We start from the raw sequence: 14,635 nt of genomic DNA, 5'->3' as shown, positions 1-14,635 counted from the left end.
TATGAAAAAAATATTTTTATCAATCGCTTTGCTTTCAAGTATGATGTTCACTGCGTGCAATGACATGCTTGATGTTGAACAGAAAGCAACCAGCAATACTGATAGCTTCTACAAGACTGATGCGGATGCCAAATCTGCGTTGACAGCCATGTACGCTACTTTCATCGGAGAAATTGGTGCCACTGAAGGTATCTGGAATGCATATATCATGGGTCTTAACTACTCTGCCGACGACGTATTTGCAGCTGGTGGTGACATTAACGACCACGCAGATTTCCGTATCCTTAATGAGTTCCGTTATGATGCTAGCTCTAGCCCTATCGGTACACTTTATAATCACATATATAAGGCAATATATTCTGCCAACTTGGTAATTAACTATTTCGGTGAAACAGCCGATACTCCTATTAAGAAACAAGCTGTTGCCGAAGCTAAGGTTATGCGTGCTTGGGCACACATGTTGGCTGCACAGGTGTATTATCAACCTCCTTTGATTGACCACCTCATCACCAATGAAAAACCGGTTAATGCTGAATCACAAAAGGCTATCTTTGACTGGTGCGTGAAAGAATGTGAAGAAGCTCTTCCTAACTTGCCAGAGCGTAATGGTAAGAATGATAAAGAAGGTGCATGGGTTGTAACTAAAGGTTTCGCTCAATTCGTAGCCGGTAAGTCTGCTCTTTTTGCAGGTGATAATGCTAAGGTGATTAGCGTAATGAAACCCCTTGTAGAGTCTCAAAACTATGCCCTCGTTCCGGGTGAACGTTTCCGCGACTTGTTCCACGTAGAAGGTGATGGTTGTGAAGAAAAGATTTTCGAATTCAACTATATCACTAATACAGCAGCTGCAGGTGGTGCAGAGGCATGGAGAGGTGGTAATAATCGTGGCCGTTGGATGGTTGCTAACGTAATCAACTGGCGTGGTGATGATATTAAAGGTGGTGGTACGGGCCCAAAAATCTGCTCAACCGGTGGTTGGGGTGGTGGCTCTATCAATCATGAGTTTGCTCACAAAATGTTAGCAAACGATGGTGACAGCTATCGTCGTAAAGCTACTTTCTTGACTTCCGACGAATTCTTATACGATGAAAAACTCTGCGGTTGGAAAAGCGATGCTACTCTCACTACTCGCGCACAAAAAGAATTTGACCCAGACCGTGGTATCACCAAGACTACTGGTTCATTCTCTCGTAGTGACGTGATGGAAGTGAAGATGATGATGCATCCTAACGACGCTGACCTCTCTGTAGGTGACAACTGTAACAATACAAACCTCTGTATTGCTCGTTTGGGTGAAGCTTATCTGATTTATGCAGAAGCATGTCTCTCTACTAATCCCGCTGAAGCTAAGAAGTATATCAATAAGATTCAAGAACGTGCAGGTTCAAAAACTGTATCTGAAACTGTTGACCTAAAAGTGCTTCAAGACGAAAAGGAATATGAACTTTGGTTTGAAGGTTGCCGTTGGAACGACATCGTTCGTTGGGGTATTGCTAAGCAATGCTATGATAAGGTGCTTGATAACATTCCTTATCAAACTGATGAATATTGGACCTCAAATGGTACAAAACCTCACAAGCTTGTGTATGTCGTACGTCACCCATTTGCCGAAGCTGGTATTACACTTAAATTTGTTGAGGGCAAGAACGAATACTGGCCACTCCCACAAAATGTAATCGAAATCAACGACCAAATGCATCAAGTACGCGGTTGGGCAAAATAATAAAAACAATATTCATAATTTAATCAGAACGATACCTAATAATAAGAGGTATTATTAGGTAAAGTTCATGAGGGCCATACTGAAAGAGATTTTAGTATGGCCTCTTTTTATTGTTATGAATGCTTCTTTAAGTATTCTGTAGGAGACATACCATGCAGAGCTTTTAATGCAGACTATCAGTTATACAAATGGTTAAAGGTTGGAACAAACACATCTATTGAGATATGGTCATCAGGAAGCATCAGCCATAAGAGTGCTTATGGTTCTATGCTTGCTCCAACACTTTTGTTTGACCCCACTGACTACTGTTTATTGGGATAGTGTAGATGACTTTACTTCAGACATTAAAAATCAGTATGCAAATAATCCTGAGAGTATCCAAATTGCTCCAAACGGAAAGTACTATACAACTTCTATTAATCCAAACTTGCAACAAAATCCTAATGATTTGTATAATAAAAAGTTGACATTATATTGAATACTATAATAACGATAGAATTAAACTCAAAATAAGTATATAGAGTCCGGTACAATACAGAACTCTATACACTTAATATCTTTATTAATCAGTCCAACTTTTGGGGGTCAGATCAAAACGCCGAGCTTTATTCAATTTATAAGAGCCTCTTAATCAATATTAACCATCCAACTTTTGTGGGTCATATTATAATAATACGGCTTTTTTAGTATATATTCTTCTATCTACTTTTCTGTTTCCATCTGCTTATCAAGCAAAGTCTTTACAGCATTAACCAAGTATATATATTGTGGGGCCAATGGGATAACATACTCATTCTCGCTCCAGTGGAATTGATAATCATCTCTGTTCTCTGGGAAATCGGGGTTCAAAAGACGTACTCCTGGAACAATACCTCCTGGTATAAAAGAATGGTCAGCCCTATTATTTCCATAAGCTATTTTTTTAGGCTGAACTCCTACACCTGAAACAAATGAGCGGTTATGATATGGATGACATCCATATATATAGTTCAAACTGCTATATATAGATTCTGGATCTACCAGGTCAGGATAAATCTTGTGTATCTGATATCCCACTATACCACGGCGAAGTATCATTCCATTACCTGCCCAACTATGCAGACTTATACTAATACCAAATGGATTAAGTGTCTCTGCCTTAATCTGAGCATCAACATAACTTTTTACCAAAGGTTTAATCTGCTCTCTGAATGAATTATCCATATATGGAGCTATCTGAATAAGGAAAATAGCATTCATATTAAATTTCTCTATCAACTTAGGCCATATCTCATCCAACCTTAACTTATAAACCTCTTTTCCAGTAGCTCTCCAAAGTTCAAAAGCTGCACTGCTCTCTTCTCTCTCTTTAAAATCTGATCTAACAAAAAATGGGACATCATCCTGTTTGTACTGGTTTTTGTGCTCATCATCCCAAATATATTTGGCCATCTGCAAGGACTCCTTTGCAAGTTGAGGATTTATTATCGGCAATACACGTGAAGCAGCAGCTAAAGAGGCCGCAGAGTTATAGTTTAAAGAAGATGAACGAGTAGTAAATGCCATTCTGTCGTCTTCATTTCCAGGAATACCATCTGATTTAGTAAGTGCATCACCTAAATGTCTGTACTGGTATAGATGTGACTCATTTATACCAGGAATAGCATGACCTATAGCTTTCACCTGAGCAACCAGCTGCAAAGCACCCTGCTCTACTTGTTGCAAGATGTCCGGCTTACCATCAGGAAGATGTATCTCAGTATATCTTGCTTTCTGATCTACAGTAGTCTCATCATGGTTGAGAGCAAACTCATCCCATACTTCAACAAGAGATTTAACTACCTCCTGCTGGGAAGGAGTTTGGATATCAAAATCACCTGCATCGAACCATCCTCCTACATTTAGTCCTGGTATATGCTGACCCGGCTTATATTTGCTATCCGTAGTAGAACCCTGCGTCCAACCATCCCAATGAGAGTAATTTAGAGGAGCTTGGCTTGCATCATCAATATGTGCAGCACCATGCCATACACGATATGCTTCACGTACAAACATATGGTCCATCTGGACAGGCATAAATACATCCAGAGTTGGGAACCATGCTCTGTCGTATACTGCTTTGTCAATTGTGAATGGTCCTGATAGCTGATCACCATAAGCTAACTTATATATACCAGATTCATTTACTGATGAGAAGTCGAATCTAACATATTTATAGCGAGTATAGATACCCCAACTCTCAGGCTTACCGGAAAGTACATCTTTAAGGGACCCATCATTGCCAACTTTGTAAAGAGTCATCTTTGAAACTTCAGGGTCATTCTTATCAAGTTCAACTACAGCCATCTTACTCTGTGAGGGGTGATATCCCACCTGAGAGTAGCATATATTTGGAGAGCGCAACCAACCTTTCTGAGTTGTAGCTGGATAAACCATTCTGCAATCTTGCCGGTTTTGTTAGCAGGTAAGAGAGTACGTACAACGAATGTTCCATTCTGTTGTTTATCTCTTCCATCAAAAAGCATAAGTTCACTACCTTCAATCTTATTTTGTATAGATATATGTTGCAATGGGGCATCAGGAGCAATTTCCAACTCTTTACCAGTACACAATGGCTTAGGTTCTACTATGCCATTTATAACAGTCATATTATCGGCAGAAGAAGTTGGGAAAAAGCCTGGCTTTCCATCCATAAGATATGAATGCTCAAATAGTAAAGGTGGAAAGAACTCAATATTAAGTCCTGCAACACCTGCCAATGAATCTGGAAGAGCCTTGTCTGTTGTTATACTTAAGTAGAAACCACCATCACGTGCTTCTCCTCTTAGAGTATATTTGAAACCATACTGGGGATACTCCAACTTGACATCAATACTTTTTTTCTCTTTGTTTACAATACGATCAATAAACTTAGGCATCCTGTCCCATTGTCCAGGAGTAGGGTTCAATCGTACATCACCATTAGTAGCCGTACGTATTCCATGTTGAATAATTTCAACAGCACTTACTTTTGAGTCATCGAACATGGCATCATATTTATTACTAAATACAAAGTAGTTCAATCCCTCAGTCTCAAAATAGTTTGAATCGTTTAATACAAGCTCATTATTACGAGTAAATAGCTCGCTCTTATTAGATGAGCAACCTCCTGACAATAACAGGAGAATTAAAAATAAAAAGATTGGATAATTTTGTGTTTTCATGGACTTCTGGTTTAAAACAGTTATAGTGATAAATATAAAGAAAAAAGATTGCATTCCTATTCGAAATGCAATCTTTTATGTCTATAATAGTCTCTTATCCTTTAACTTAGCCTTAGTGCAATGGTATCCAAGTAATAAATAATTATCTATTTTTTCTTAACTCTCCTGAATATAATATAAGATATATATGCAAAACACATTATAACAATTAATGCGATAGCTAAAAAAGCAATTGTCTCGGTTACATGTATAGAGTCAGGATCAAAAGTGAATGTTATCGTGTGCTTTCCAGAAGGGACATTCATTGCACGAAGAATATAGTTGGCACGACCATGAGCAACCTCTTTGCCATCGATAAATGACTTCCATCCCGGATAATATATTTCTGAGAATACTACTGCTCCACCTGTTTTAGAATCAACATCATACTCCAACTTATTTGGTTCATAACTTATAAGTTTTATGGTTGACATAGGATCAACATCCACCGGCTTGATTGCTTCTGCAAACTTCTTATCTACAATAGCGCTCTTTTGAAGATCAACACCCTTTATTGACTCTATCTCCTGATTAGCATTCTCGACATACTTAACATCTTTCACAAACCACGCATTGCCAAAAGTATAAGGATTTTTCAGTGGAACTGTTTTACCCCCTTGTAAAGGGAAAATAAAATAGCGTGTGTTAAGCATGTTAATAACAGAAAATTTAGTAGGATCAACCTTTGTTATATCACCAGAAGCATCGGATACCTCCTTGAATAGTGCATTTATTTCTGGAGAGATATGATACTCAATCATCTCCTGATATCTTCTGAGTTTTGCAGCATGATAACCTCCTATACTCTTATGCCAATAAGAAGTATTATTCTCATTAAAGGTACTTGATGCCATATTAAGCACTCTGTAATCTAAAGTCCTGTCCTGAAGAATGTATTTATCTGTCTCTGTAGGGTTGAATGTTATCTCTTGCTTTGACTTATCTACAAACTGATCATCATACAGATATCTCTTGTTCACACTCCACATATCAATAAGTGACAAAGTTACAAGAGCAATTACTGTCAACTTACCATTAATCTTCTTTCTTGAATAGAAAAACAATATAGCAACGCCAACAAGAACTATAAAGAAGCTCCTCCAGGCATCACTCGTTAATATGCTTACTCTTATATCCTCAAGATTTGTAAGGAATGCAACAAGTTGGTCCTGAGGAATTCCGTCTTGGAATGCAGCCATCTCCATTGTAGAGACAAATGAAGAGAAGAAAAGACGAGGGGCAACTGCAAATAGCAGTGCAATACCTCCTGTAAGTACAAAACTTGCTATAAACTCACGTTTCTTCTCTCTTATAATCTCAGGTTTATAAAGAACCTCCTTAAGTGCCAGCATTGCCAGCAAAGGAATAGTAAACTCTGCTATAACAAGAATTGAAGATACTGCTCGGAACTTATCGTAAAGAGGAATATAATCGAGGAATAGATCTGTAAATCCCATGAAATTCCTACCCCAAGATAATAGTATAGATAGTAAAGTAGCAGCAACAAGTGCCCACTTCATTGGCCCCTTAACAATAAACATTCCTAAGACAAACAGGAACATAACAAATGCACCTACATATACAGGGCCTGATGTACCAGGCTGTTCTCCCCAATATTGTCCTATCTGAGAATAGATCCCTCCATACATTGGATCAGCTTTTTCCATAGCCTTCTCATTGGCAGATAATGGTACAGAGGCTCCTCCTTTTACATTTGGGACAAGCAGTGAGAACGTCTCTCCGATTCCATAGCTCCACTGAGTTATGTAATCACGTTCAAGCCCACCTTTTGTCTGATTATCATTATTTGGTTTTACCAGCTCACTCTTGCCACGCATAGTCTCCTTGCTATACTCATATGTATGATATAGATTAGAGAGATTGACACATACACCTAATATACCGGCAATGGCTATAATAGCAGTAGCCTTAAAGAATTTCGGCAATTCTTTCTTCTGATAAGCAGATACGCCATATGCAATAACCATAAACAGCATAACAAAAAGGAAGTAGTAGCTCATCTGAACATGGTTAGACATAATTTGGAAAGCTACAAATATTGCTGTAAGGAGCGCTCCCCGAATATATTTACCCTTATACGCAAGAACCATACCTGCAATGGTAGGTGGAATATATGCCAAAGTGATAAACTTCCATATATGTCCGGCTGCAATAATAATAAAGAAATATGATGAAAATGCCCATATTATGGCACCAAGTGATGACAGCCATACTGAAAAATCAAATGCTCTTAATAGAATATAAAATCCTAGAAGCATTACAAATACGTACCAAACATATTGTGGTAGATATAGATGATAAAGATTCTCAACACTTTTCAGTGTGTCAGTTGATTTGTAACTTGGGGACATTTGGTATGTCGGCATACCTCCGAATATGGAATTTGTCCAACGAGTCCTCTCGCCTGTCCTCTGCAAATACTCTTTCGCCTCTTCTCCGGAACCTATACCTGCAACAGAATCATGCTGAGAGAGTATCCTACCCTCTGGCACAGCCGGATAAAAATATACAAACGAAATTAATGCAAACAAAAGAATTGCTACGACATCGGGTAGAATCTTTTTTAGTAAGTTCATAACTATAAGATGTTTATTAATGTTGCAAATATACTATAACTCTTATAAAATATGTACATTTGCATTTGAAAATAATCTCTGTATGAAAATAGGCGTAATTACTGCAATGAGTTTGGAGCATAAGCAAATTGCTCTCTTACTTGAAGATAAAAAAGAATTTAATGATGGACCTTTCAAGTATATTGAAGGAAAAATCAATAACAATACTATCATTCTGATGAAATGTGGCATTGGAAAGGTAAATGCTGCATCTGGTACAACAGACATTATACATAAATTCTCTCCGGATTGTATCATTAGTACAGGAGTAGCTGGAGGAATTGACAAATGTCTTAAAGTTATGGATGTTGTTGCAAGCAGCAATATTGTTTATCATGACGTATGGTGTGGAGAGGGGAATAAATATGGTCAGGTACAAGGCTTGCCACTACTATTTAATGCAAACGACACTCTTCTGCAAACTGCCATGAGCATTGATTCACCTACTGCTATTCATGCCGGGCTGATATGCACAGGCGACAAGTTCATAACAAGCCGTGAGGAGTTGGATAAGATAAAGTCAGACTTCCCTGAAGGACTTGCTGTTGATATGGAATCCGGAGCGATAGCCCAAGTATGCCATATATTTGATATTCCATTCATCAGTTTTAGAATTATCAGCGACACACCAGGAGCTGATAACCATTGGGATCAGTATACTAACTTCTGGGATACTATTGCAGATACTTCTTTCAAAGTTACTGAGTTATTCTTATCTGCCATCCCAAATAAACTATAATTACATTTATAATATGAAGACAATACCAAGTTTTACAATAGATCATTTAAATCTTTTAAGAGGGATCTATGTATCAAGAAAAGATAGTGTAGGTGGAGATGTTGTTACTACATTCGACGTAAGAATGAAAGAGCCAAACCGTGAACCGGCATTGGGTCAGGGTGCTCTGCACACAATAGAACATCTTGCTGCAACATATCTTCGCAACAACGAAAAGTGGGCAGACAAAATTATATATTGGGGGCCTATGGGATGCCTTACTGGCAATTATCTATTGATGAAGGGTGATCTGGAATCAAAAGATATTGTAGAACTTATGAAAGATACTTTCAGATTCATTGCTGAATTTGAAGGAGACATTCCAGGAGCTTCTCCAAAAGACTGCGGTAACTACCTGTTAAATGACCTTCCTATGGCTAAATTTGAGGCTGCAAAATACCTCCATGAGGTGCTTGAACAGATTACAGACAAGAATCTTAATTATCCTGCATAATTAAGATATCGATAGGCAATAAAAAAGGGTATCGTAATGATACCCTTTTTTGTTTTCTTGCTAGCTCGTAATTACTTACGTAAGCCAAGTTCTTTAACGATCTCACGATATCTGTTGATATCACGATCTTTAAGGTAGTTAAGTAAAGCACGACGCTTTCCTACCAATGTTGTCAAAGATCTTTCTGTACTATAATCTTTTCTGTTGAGCTTAAGGTGCTCAGTCAGGTGAGAAATACGGTATGAGAACAATGCAATCTGAGCTTCTGGTGAGCCAGTATCAGTGTTAGACTTTCCGTACTTTTCAAAGATTTCTTGTTTTTTAGCTGCGTCTAAATACATAATTCTAAAAATTTTATATGTTATCTTTTATATAGCGGATGCAAAGATATTGATTATTATTTATAATACAATGAATATGAGATTATTATTTATTATTATTTTTCGTTTTGCAAGAATTCCACCAATTATTAGAGTATACAAATGTAATTGCTAAAGCAGCTTTTATACGTTTTTTGCATATTATTTTGACTCAAATTAGCATAAAGATAATATGACTCTACAAAATAATAGTTAATAATAAATACATTATACAATAGAAAATCGTACCTTTGCAGCCAAATATAATAGGTTAATATGCAAGATATTAGAAACATTGCCATCATTGCCCATGTCGATCATGGAAAAACTACTCTGGTGGACAAAATGATGTTAGCGGGACACCTGTTCCGTAACGACCAAGCAACTGGTGATTTGGTCCTGGATAACAATGACTTAGAACGTGAAAGAGGTATAACAATCCTTTCAAAGAACGTATCTATAAATTACAACGGAATAAAAATTAATATTATCGATACTCCGGGACATGCCGATTTCGGAGGTGAAGTTGAACGTGTCCTAAATATGGCTGACGGATGTATCCTTTTAGTTGATGCATTTGAAGGTCCTATGCCACAGACTCGATTTGTTCTTCAGAAGGCATTAAAGATAGGATTAAAACCTATTGTAGTGGTAAACAAGGTTGATAAACCTAATTGCCGCCCTGAGGAGGTTTACGAAATGGTATTTGATCTTATGTTCAGCCTTAAGGCAACAGAAGACCAACTTGATTTCCCAGTGATATATGGTTCTGCGAAGAACAACTGGATGGGAGAAGACTGGAAGGCTCCAACAGATAGTATTTTGCCTCTACTTGATGCTATAGTGAAGTACATCCCTGCTCCAACTCAGTTGGAAGGAACTCCACAGATGTTGATTACATCTCTGGATTATTCATCTTATACAGGACGTATCGCCGTTGGACGTGTTCACAGAGGAACTCTTTCTGAGGGTATGAACGTCACTCTTTCTAAGCGTGATGGCCGTCTCATCAAATCAAAGATTAAGGAATTATATACTTTTGAAGGATTAGGTAGAAAGAAAGCTGAAAAAGTATCTTCTGGTGATATCTGTGCTATCGTAGGTGTTGAAGGTTTTGAAATCGGAGATACAATATGCGATTTCGAAAACCCTGAACCACTTACTCCTATCGCTATCGATGAGCCTACAATGAGTATGCTCTTCACTATAAACGACTCACCTTTCTTCGGTAAAGAGGGTAAGTTCGTTACTTCTCGCCACATACACGACCGTCTTATGAAAGAACTTGATAAGAACCTTGCTCTTAGAGTTCGCAAAACAGATTCTGAAGATGGCAAATGGATTGTGTCAGGACGTGGTGTATTGCACCTTTCTGTATTGATTGAGACAATGCGCCGTGAAGGCTATGAACTACAGGTTGGTCAGCCACAGGTTATTTTCAAAGAAATTGACGGTGTGAAATGCGAACCTATTGAGGAACTTACAATAAGCGTTCCTGAAGAGTTCTCAAGCAAGATGATTGATATGGTTACAAGACGTAAAGGTGAACTGGTATCTATGGAGAGCCAGGCTGATCGTGTAAACATAGAATTCAACATGCCTTCAAGAGGTATCATTGGTCTTCGTACAAACGTCCTTACAGCATCTCAAGGAGAGGCTATAATGTCACATATCTTCAAAGAGTATCAACCATATAAAGGTGATATTGAAAGACGCTCAAATGGTTCTATTATTGCCATGGAAGGCGGTACTGCATTTGCTTATGCCATCGATAAGTTACAGGATAGAGGAAGATTCTTTATCTACCCACAGGATGAGGTTTATGCTGGCCAGGTTGTAGGTGAGCATGTACACGATAATGATTTAGTTGTTAACGTAACTAAGTCTAAGAAGCTTACTAACATGCGTGCATCAGGTTCTGATGATAAAGCACGTATCATTCCTCCTGTAGTATTCTCACTTGAAGAGGCATTAGAGTATATCAAGGAAGACGAATATGTTGAAGTAACTCCTAAGAGTATGCGTATGCGTAAAGTTATACTTGACGAAACTGAAAGAAAGAGAGCTAACAGATAATAATATCTTCATATAAATAATAAGGGCTGCCTCAGGGCAGCCCTTATTATTTGTGGCTCAGTTACTATTCTTATTAATTTAACAAACTAAGAATACGGTTTAGAAACCCTTAATTAGTATAACTTTGCATCAACTCCTCTGAATGCAACCCTGAAAAATTTTAGTTTTGCATTAGATGATTCAGCACCGACATTGGTTAGACCCTTTATCTGTTTATGTACATTAACCGGCTATTATCTGTTTCGAAAAACCTGTCATGATTGGTTTATGAATAGATCATGATCAATTGATCAATGAATCATGATCGGTTAATCAATGAATCATGATCGGTTTTATTAATTTTCTAAACAATGAAAATAATTGATCCTCTCTTTTCTTTGCATGAAGCGAAGATAATATTATTAATCATAAAGAAATAGAATTTGTTAAATCTCCAAAGTTAAGGAGTGAGCATTACTATACACTTAACGGGACTTCTAGTAAACAAAATAAAGAGAGGCAACTAGCTTCCAGAAGTCATTATTTTATGCTATTCTAAAATTATTAGACTTCAATAATTATGATAATGATTAATCTAGTCGGTTTATTATCAACTTTTATATGATCTCATTTATTATTATTAACTGAAGGTGCTCTGACATTTATGTATAAATACCATAAATAAAAAGGTCCATCCGGGATATCGGACAGACCTTTTTTATTATCTGAAATTGATAGATTACAATTTTGGACCAGCCTCAACCAAATCCTTACCAGTCTGAGTTCCAGTGAACTTAGTGAAATTCTTAATGAAACGACCAGCCAAATCCTGAGCTTTCTCATTCCACTGTGCAGCATCAGCATAAGTATCACGTGGATCTAAGATCTTAGGATCAACTCCTGGCAATGCAGTTGGAACAACAAAGTTGAAGTAAGGGATAGTCTTAGTCTCTGCAGTTTCGATAGAACCGTCAAGGATAGCATCGATAATACCACGAGTATCGCGGATAGAGATACGTTTTCCTGTTCCGTTCCAGCCTGTGTTAACCAAGTATGCTTTAGCACCAGTCTTTTCCATCTTCTTAACTAACTCTTCAGCATATTTTGTTGGGTGCAATGAAAGAAATGCAGCACCGAAGCAAGAAGAGAATGTTGGAGTTGGTTCAGTGATACCACGTTCTGTACCAGCCAATTTTGCTGTAAATCCAGAAAGGAAGTAGTACTGAGCTTGTTCTGGGCTCAAGATAGATACAGGAGGCAATACTCCGAATGCATCAGCTGACAAGAAGATAACTTGTTTAGCGTGAGGTCCCTTAGAAACTGGCTTAACAATGTTAGTAATGTGGTTGATTGGGTAAGAAACACGAGTGTTTTCAGTTACGCTCTTATCAGCGAAGTCGATCTTACCATTTGCATCAACAGTAACGTTCTCAAGAAGAGCATCACGTTTGATAGCGTTGAAGATGTCTGGTTCACTCTCTTTGTCAAGGTTGATAACCTTAGCATAGCAACCACCTTCGTAGTTGAATACACCTTCGTCATCCCATCCGTGCTCATCGTCACCGATAAGTTTACGTTTTGGATCTGTTGACAAAGTAGTCTTACCTGTACCTGACAAACCGAAGAAGATAGCTGAGCTAGTCTCTTCCATGTTAGTGTTAGCAGAACAGTGCATAGAAGCGATACCACGAAGTGGGTTGAAGTAGTTCATCATAGAGAAGATACCCTTCTTCATCTCACCACCATACCATGTGTTAAGAATTACTTGTTCTTTAGAAGTCAAGTTGAATACAGCTGCAGTTTCTGAATTCAAGCCAAGTTCTTTGAAGTTTTCAACTTTAGCTTTAGAAGCGTTGTAAACGATGAAATCAGGTTCGAAACTTGCAAGTTCTTCCTCAGATGGGCGGATAAACATATTAGTTACGAAATGAGCCTGCCAAGCAACTTCCATGATGAAACGTACTTTAAGACAAGTTGCAGCGTTAGCACCGCAGTAACCATCAACAACAAAAAGTTTCTTGTTTGACAATTCTTTAGTAGCTAAATCTTTCAAAACTTTCCAAGTTCCTTCAGTCACTGGTTTGTTATCGTTCTTATATTCTTCAGAAGTCCACCATACTGTATTTTCGCTTGTAGCATCTTTTACAAGGAATTTATCTTTAGGAGAACGACCTGTATAGATACCTGTCATTACGTTAACAGCACTGAGTTCTGTATCTTGTCCTTTTTCAAAACCTTGAAGTTCTGGTTTTGTTTCCTCAGCGAACAATTGTTCATAAGACGGATTATGGATAATCTCTGTAGTACCTGTAATACCGTACTTGCTTAAATCTAATTTTGCCATTTGTAAATGATTTAATTGAGTTATTGAATATAATATTTCTATTATTAGTTTTTTCCGAAAAAGATGTTGTTCAACATCGCCTTGTATATGGCGATACAAAATTAATGGTTTATTTCAAATAAAAGAACAGATTAGAGAAATATTTCCTTAATAAATAAAGTTTTATATTTGTATAACATTTTTGTAATTCGCAGATTACAAATCTGATTTTTTATTTGTTTCTTTGTACCCCGAAAGTAAATTTAATCAAAACTTTATGGAAATAATTAACCTGAGCAAGAATAACACCATTCTTAATCAATATATCGCTGAGATCAGAGATATTAATATTCAAAAAGACAGACTTAGATTCAGAAAAAACATTGAAAGAATCGGTGAAATAATGGCATACGAAGTAAGTAAGACTTTCCCATACAATAATATAGAGGTTACAACACCACTTGGGACAGCTACCGAATCAGTACCTTCAGAACAGCCAGTAATTGCAACAATCCTTAGAGCTGGACTACCATTTCACCAAGGATTCCTAAACTATCTGGATAAAGCTGAAAATGCATTTGTATCCGCTTATAGAAAGTACAAGGACACACTTAAATTTGATATTAATATCGAATATATTGCTTCTCCTAGAATTGATAACAAGATTCTTATTATGACAGACCCTATGCTTGCTACAGGTGGTTCTATGGAGCTAAGCTACCAAGCAATGCTTACAAAAGGGAAACCTTCAAGAATTCATGTGGTTTCTATTATAGCAAGTCAAAAAGCTGTTGATTACATCAAATCATCCTTTCCTGAAGATATTACTACAATATGGTGCGCTGCAATTGATCCGGAAATCAATGCACACTCATATATCATTCCTGGATTAGGTGATGCAGGTGATCTAGCATTTGGAGAAAAGGAATAATATAGATTATCCTTTATCAATCATAAAAAGTCCAGCCTTGCCAATTATTTGGTGAGGCTGATTTTTGATTCCATTTGGTTGAATATAAAAATGGTATGATTATGGAATTTATCAGTGTTCTCAGGAAGGGTATATAAACAAAAAATCCTCCGGAA

The 14,635-nt window shown here is 37.4% G+C and carries 11 protein-coding genes; 6 read left to right on the top strand and 5 right to left on the bottom strand.

Translation table 11 applies throughout. From position 1 onward, the window contains the following. Position 1 precedes the first annotated feature (1 nt). Both JCM15092_RS01420 and JCM15092_RS01415 read left to right on the top strand, forming a co-directional pair. Positions 2–1,723, top strand: a complete 1,722-nt coding sequence (locus JCM15092_RS01420) for a RagB/SusD family nutrient uptake outer membrane protein (RefSeq protein WP_024993098.1) — start codon at positions 2–4, stop codon at positions 1,721–1,723. A 96-nt stretch (positions 1,724–1,819) separates the two neighbouring features. After that, complete coding sequence (locus JCM15092_RS01415; protein ID WP_024993097.1) at positions 1,820–2,044, top strand: hypothetical protein; 225 nt, start codon at positions 1,820–1,822, stop codon at positions 2,042–2,044. Positions 2,045–2,425: 381 nt separating this feature from the next. Here the strand turns inward: JCM15092_RS01415 and JCM15092_RS14570 are convergent, their stop codons facing one another. From JCM15092_RS14570 to JCM15092_RS01405, 3 genes are all read right to left on the bottom strand, one after another. After that, on the bottom strand, positions 2,426–4,138 hold the full coding sequence (locus tag JCM15092_RS14570) for a glycoside hydrolase family 9 protein (protein ID WP_084488402.1): 1,713 nt from the start codon (positions 4,136–4,138) through the stop codon (positions 2,426–2,428). Next, the gene (locus tag JCM15092_RS16995) at positions 4,039–4,905 is read right to left on the bottom strand and encodes a hypothetical protein (RefSeq protein WP_148296581.1); all 867 of its coding nucleotides are present in this window, start codon (positions 4,903–4,905) and stop codon (positions 4,039–4,041) included. The genes JCM15092_RS14570 and JCM15092_RS16995 overlap by 100 nt, the downstream gene beginning before the upstream one ends. A 146-nt stretch (positions 4,906–5,051) precedes the next feature. After that, positions 5,052–7,541, bottom strand: coding sequence for a YfhO family protein (locus JCM15092_RS01405; RefSeq protein ID WP_024993096.1), 2,490 nt, complete (start codon positions 7,539–7,541; stop codon positions 5,052–5,054). A gap of 82 nt (positions 7,542–7,623) precedes the next feature. On the opposite strand from JCM15092_RS01405, the gene JCM15092_RS01400 reads away from it, so the two are divergent. Then, positions 7,624–8,319, top strand: a complete 696-nt coding sequence (locus JCM15092_RS01400) for a 5'-methylthioadenosine/adenosylhomocysteine nucleosidase (RefSeq protein WP_024993095.1) — start codon at positions 7,624–7,626, stop codon at positions 8,317–8,319. Positions 8,320–8,332: 13 nt separating this feature from the next. Next, positions 8,333–8,812 carry an S-ribosylhomocysteine lyase gene (locus JCM15092_RS01395; RefSeq protein ID WP_024993094.1) on the top strand — a complete coding sequence of 160 codons (480 nt, stop codon included), beginning with the start codon at positions 8,333–8,335 and terminating at the stop codon, positions 8,810–8,812. A gap of 71 nt (positions 8,813–8,883) precedes the next feature. Here JCM15092_RS01395 and rpsO read toward each other — a convergent pair whose 3' ends face one another. Then, positions 8,884–9,153 (bottom strand): 30S ribosomal protein S15, encoded by a 270-nt coding sequence (gene rpsO / locus JCM15092_RS01390; RefSeq protein WP_024993093.1) that lies wholly within the window; start codon positions 9,151–9,153, stop codon positions 8,884–8,886. A 294-nt stretch (positions 9,154–9,447) separates the two neighbouring features. On the opposite strand from rpsO, the gene typA reads away from it, so the two are divergent. Beyond that, positions 9,448–11,247 (top strand): translational GTPase TypA, encoded by a 1,800-nt coding sequence (typA, locus tag JCM15092_RS01385; protein ID WP_024993092.1) that lies wholly within the window; start codon positions 9,448–9,450, stop codon positions 11,245–11,247. 718 nt (positions 11,248–11,965) lie between these two features. Here typA and pckA read toward each other — a convergent pair. Then, on the bottom strand, positions 11,966–13,570 hold the full coding sequence (pckA, locus tag JCM15092_RS01380) for a phosphoenolpyruvate carboxykinase (ATP) (protein ID WP_024993091.1): 1,605 nt from the start codon (positions 13,568–13,570) through the stop codon (positions 11,966–11,968). A 256-nt stretch (positions 13,571–13,826) separates the two neighbouring features. Between pckA and upp the strand changes: the two genes are divergently transcribed. Continuing rightward, a complete protein-coding gene (upp, locus tag JCM15092_RS01375; RefSeq protein ID WP_024993090.1) occupies positions 13,827–14,480 on the top strand; it encodes a uracil phosphoribosyltransferase in 654 nt (217 codons plus the stop codon). The last annotated feature ends 155 nt before the right edge of the window (positions 14,481–14,635 follow it).

It is taken from the genome of Phocaeicola paurosaccharolyticus JCM 15092 (assembly GCF_000613805.1).
Classification (GTDB): Bacteria; Bacteroidota; Bacteroidia; order Bacteroidales; family Bacteroidaceae; genus Phocaeicola; species Phocaeicola paurosaccharolyticus.
Note: the sequence above shows the minus strand (reverse complement) of the source record. Positions and strands in the feature narration are given on the sequence as shown.

Coding starts and splice junctions, on each gene's coding strand:
- rpsO (WP_024993093.1), bottom strand. CDS start 9,153: ATGTATTTAGACGCAGCTAAAAAACAAGAAATCTTTGAAAAGTACGGA.
- upp (WP_024993090.1), top strand. CDS start 13,827: ATGGAAATAATTAACCTGAGCAAGAATAACACCATTCTTAATCAATAT.
- JCM15092_RS01405 (WP_024993096.1), bottom strand. CDS start 7,541: ATGAACTTACTAAAAAAGATTCTACCCGATGTCGTAGCAATTCTTTTG.
- pckA (WP_024993091.1), bottom strand. CDS start 13,570: ATGGCAAAATTAGATTTAAGCAAGTACGGTATTACAGGTACTACAGAG.
- JCM15092_RS01400 (WP_024993095.1), top strand. CDS start 7,624: ATGAAAATAGGCGTAATTACTGCAATGAGTTTGGAGCATAAGCAAATT.
- JCM15092_RS01395 (WP_024993094.1), top strand. CDS start 8,333: ATGAAGACAATACCAAGTTTTACAATAGATCATTTAAATCTTTTAAGA.
- JCM15092_RS01420 (WP_024993098.1), top strand. CDS start 2: ATGAAAAAAATATTTTTATCAATCGCTTTGCTTTCAAGTATGATGTTC.
- JCM15092_RS01415 (WP_024993097.1), top strand. CDS start 1,820: ATGGCCTCTTTTTATTGTTATGAATGCTTCTTTAAGTATTCTGTAGGA.
- JCM15092_RS14570 (WP_084488402.1), bottom strand. CDS start 4,138: ATGGTTTATCCAGCTACAACTCAGAAAGGTTGGTTGCGCTCTCCAAAT.
- JCM15092_RS16995 (WP_148296581.1), bottom strand. CDS start 4,905: ATGAAAACACAAAATTATCCAATCTTTTTATTTTTAATTCTCCTGTTA.
- typA (WP_024993092.1), top strand. CDS start 9,448: ATGCAAGATATTAGAAACATTGCCATCATTGCCCATGTCGATCATGGA.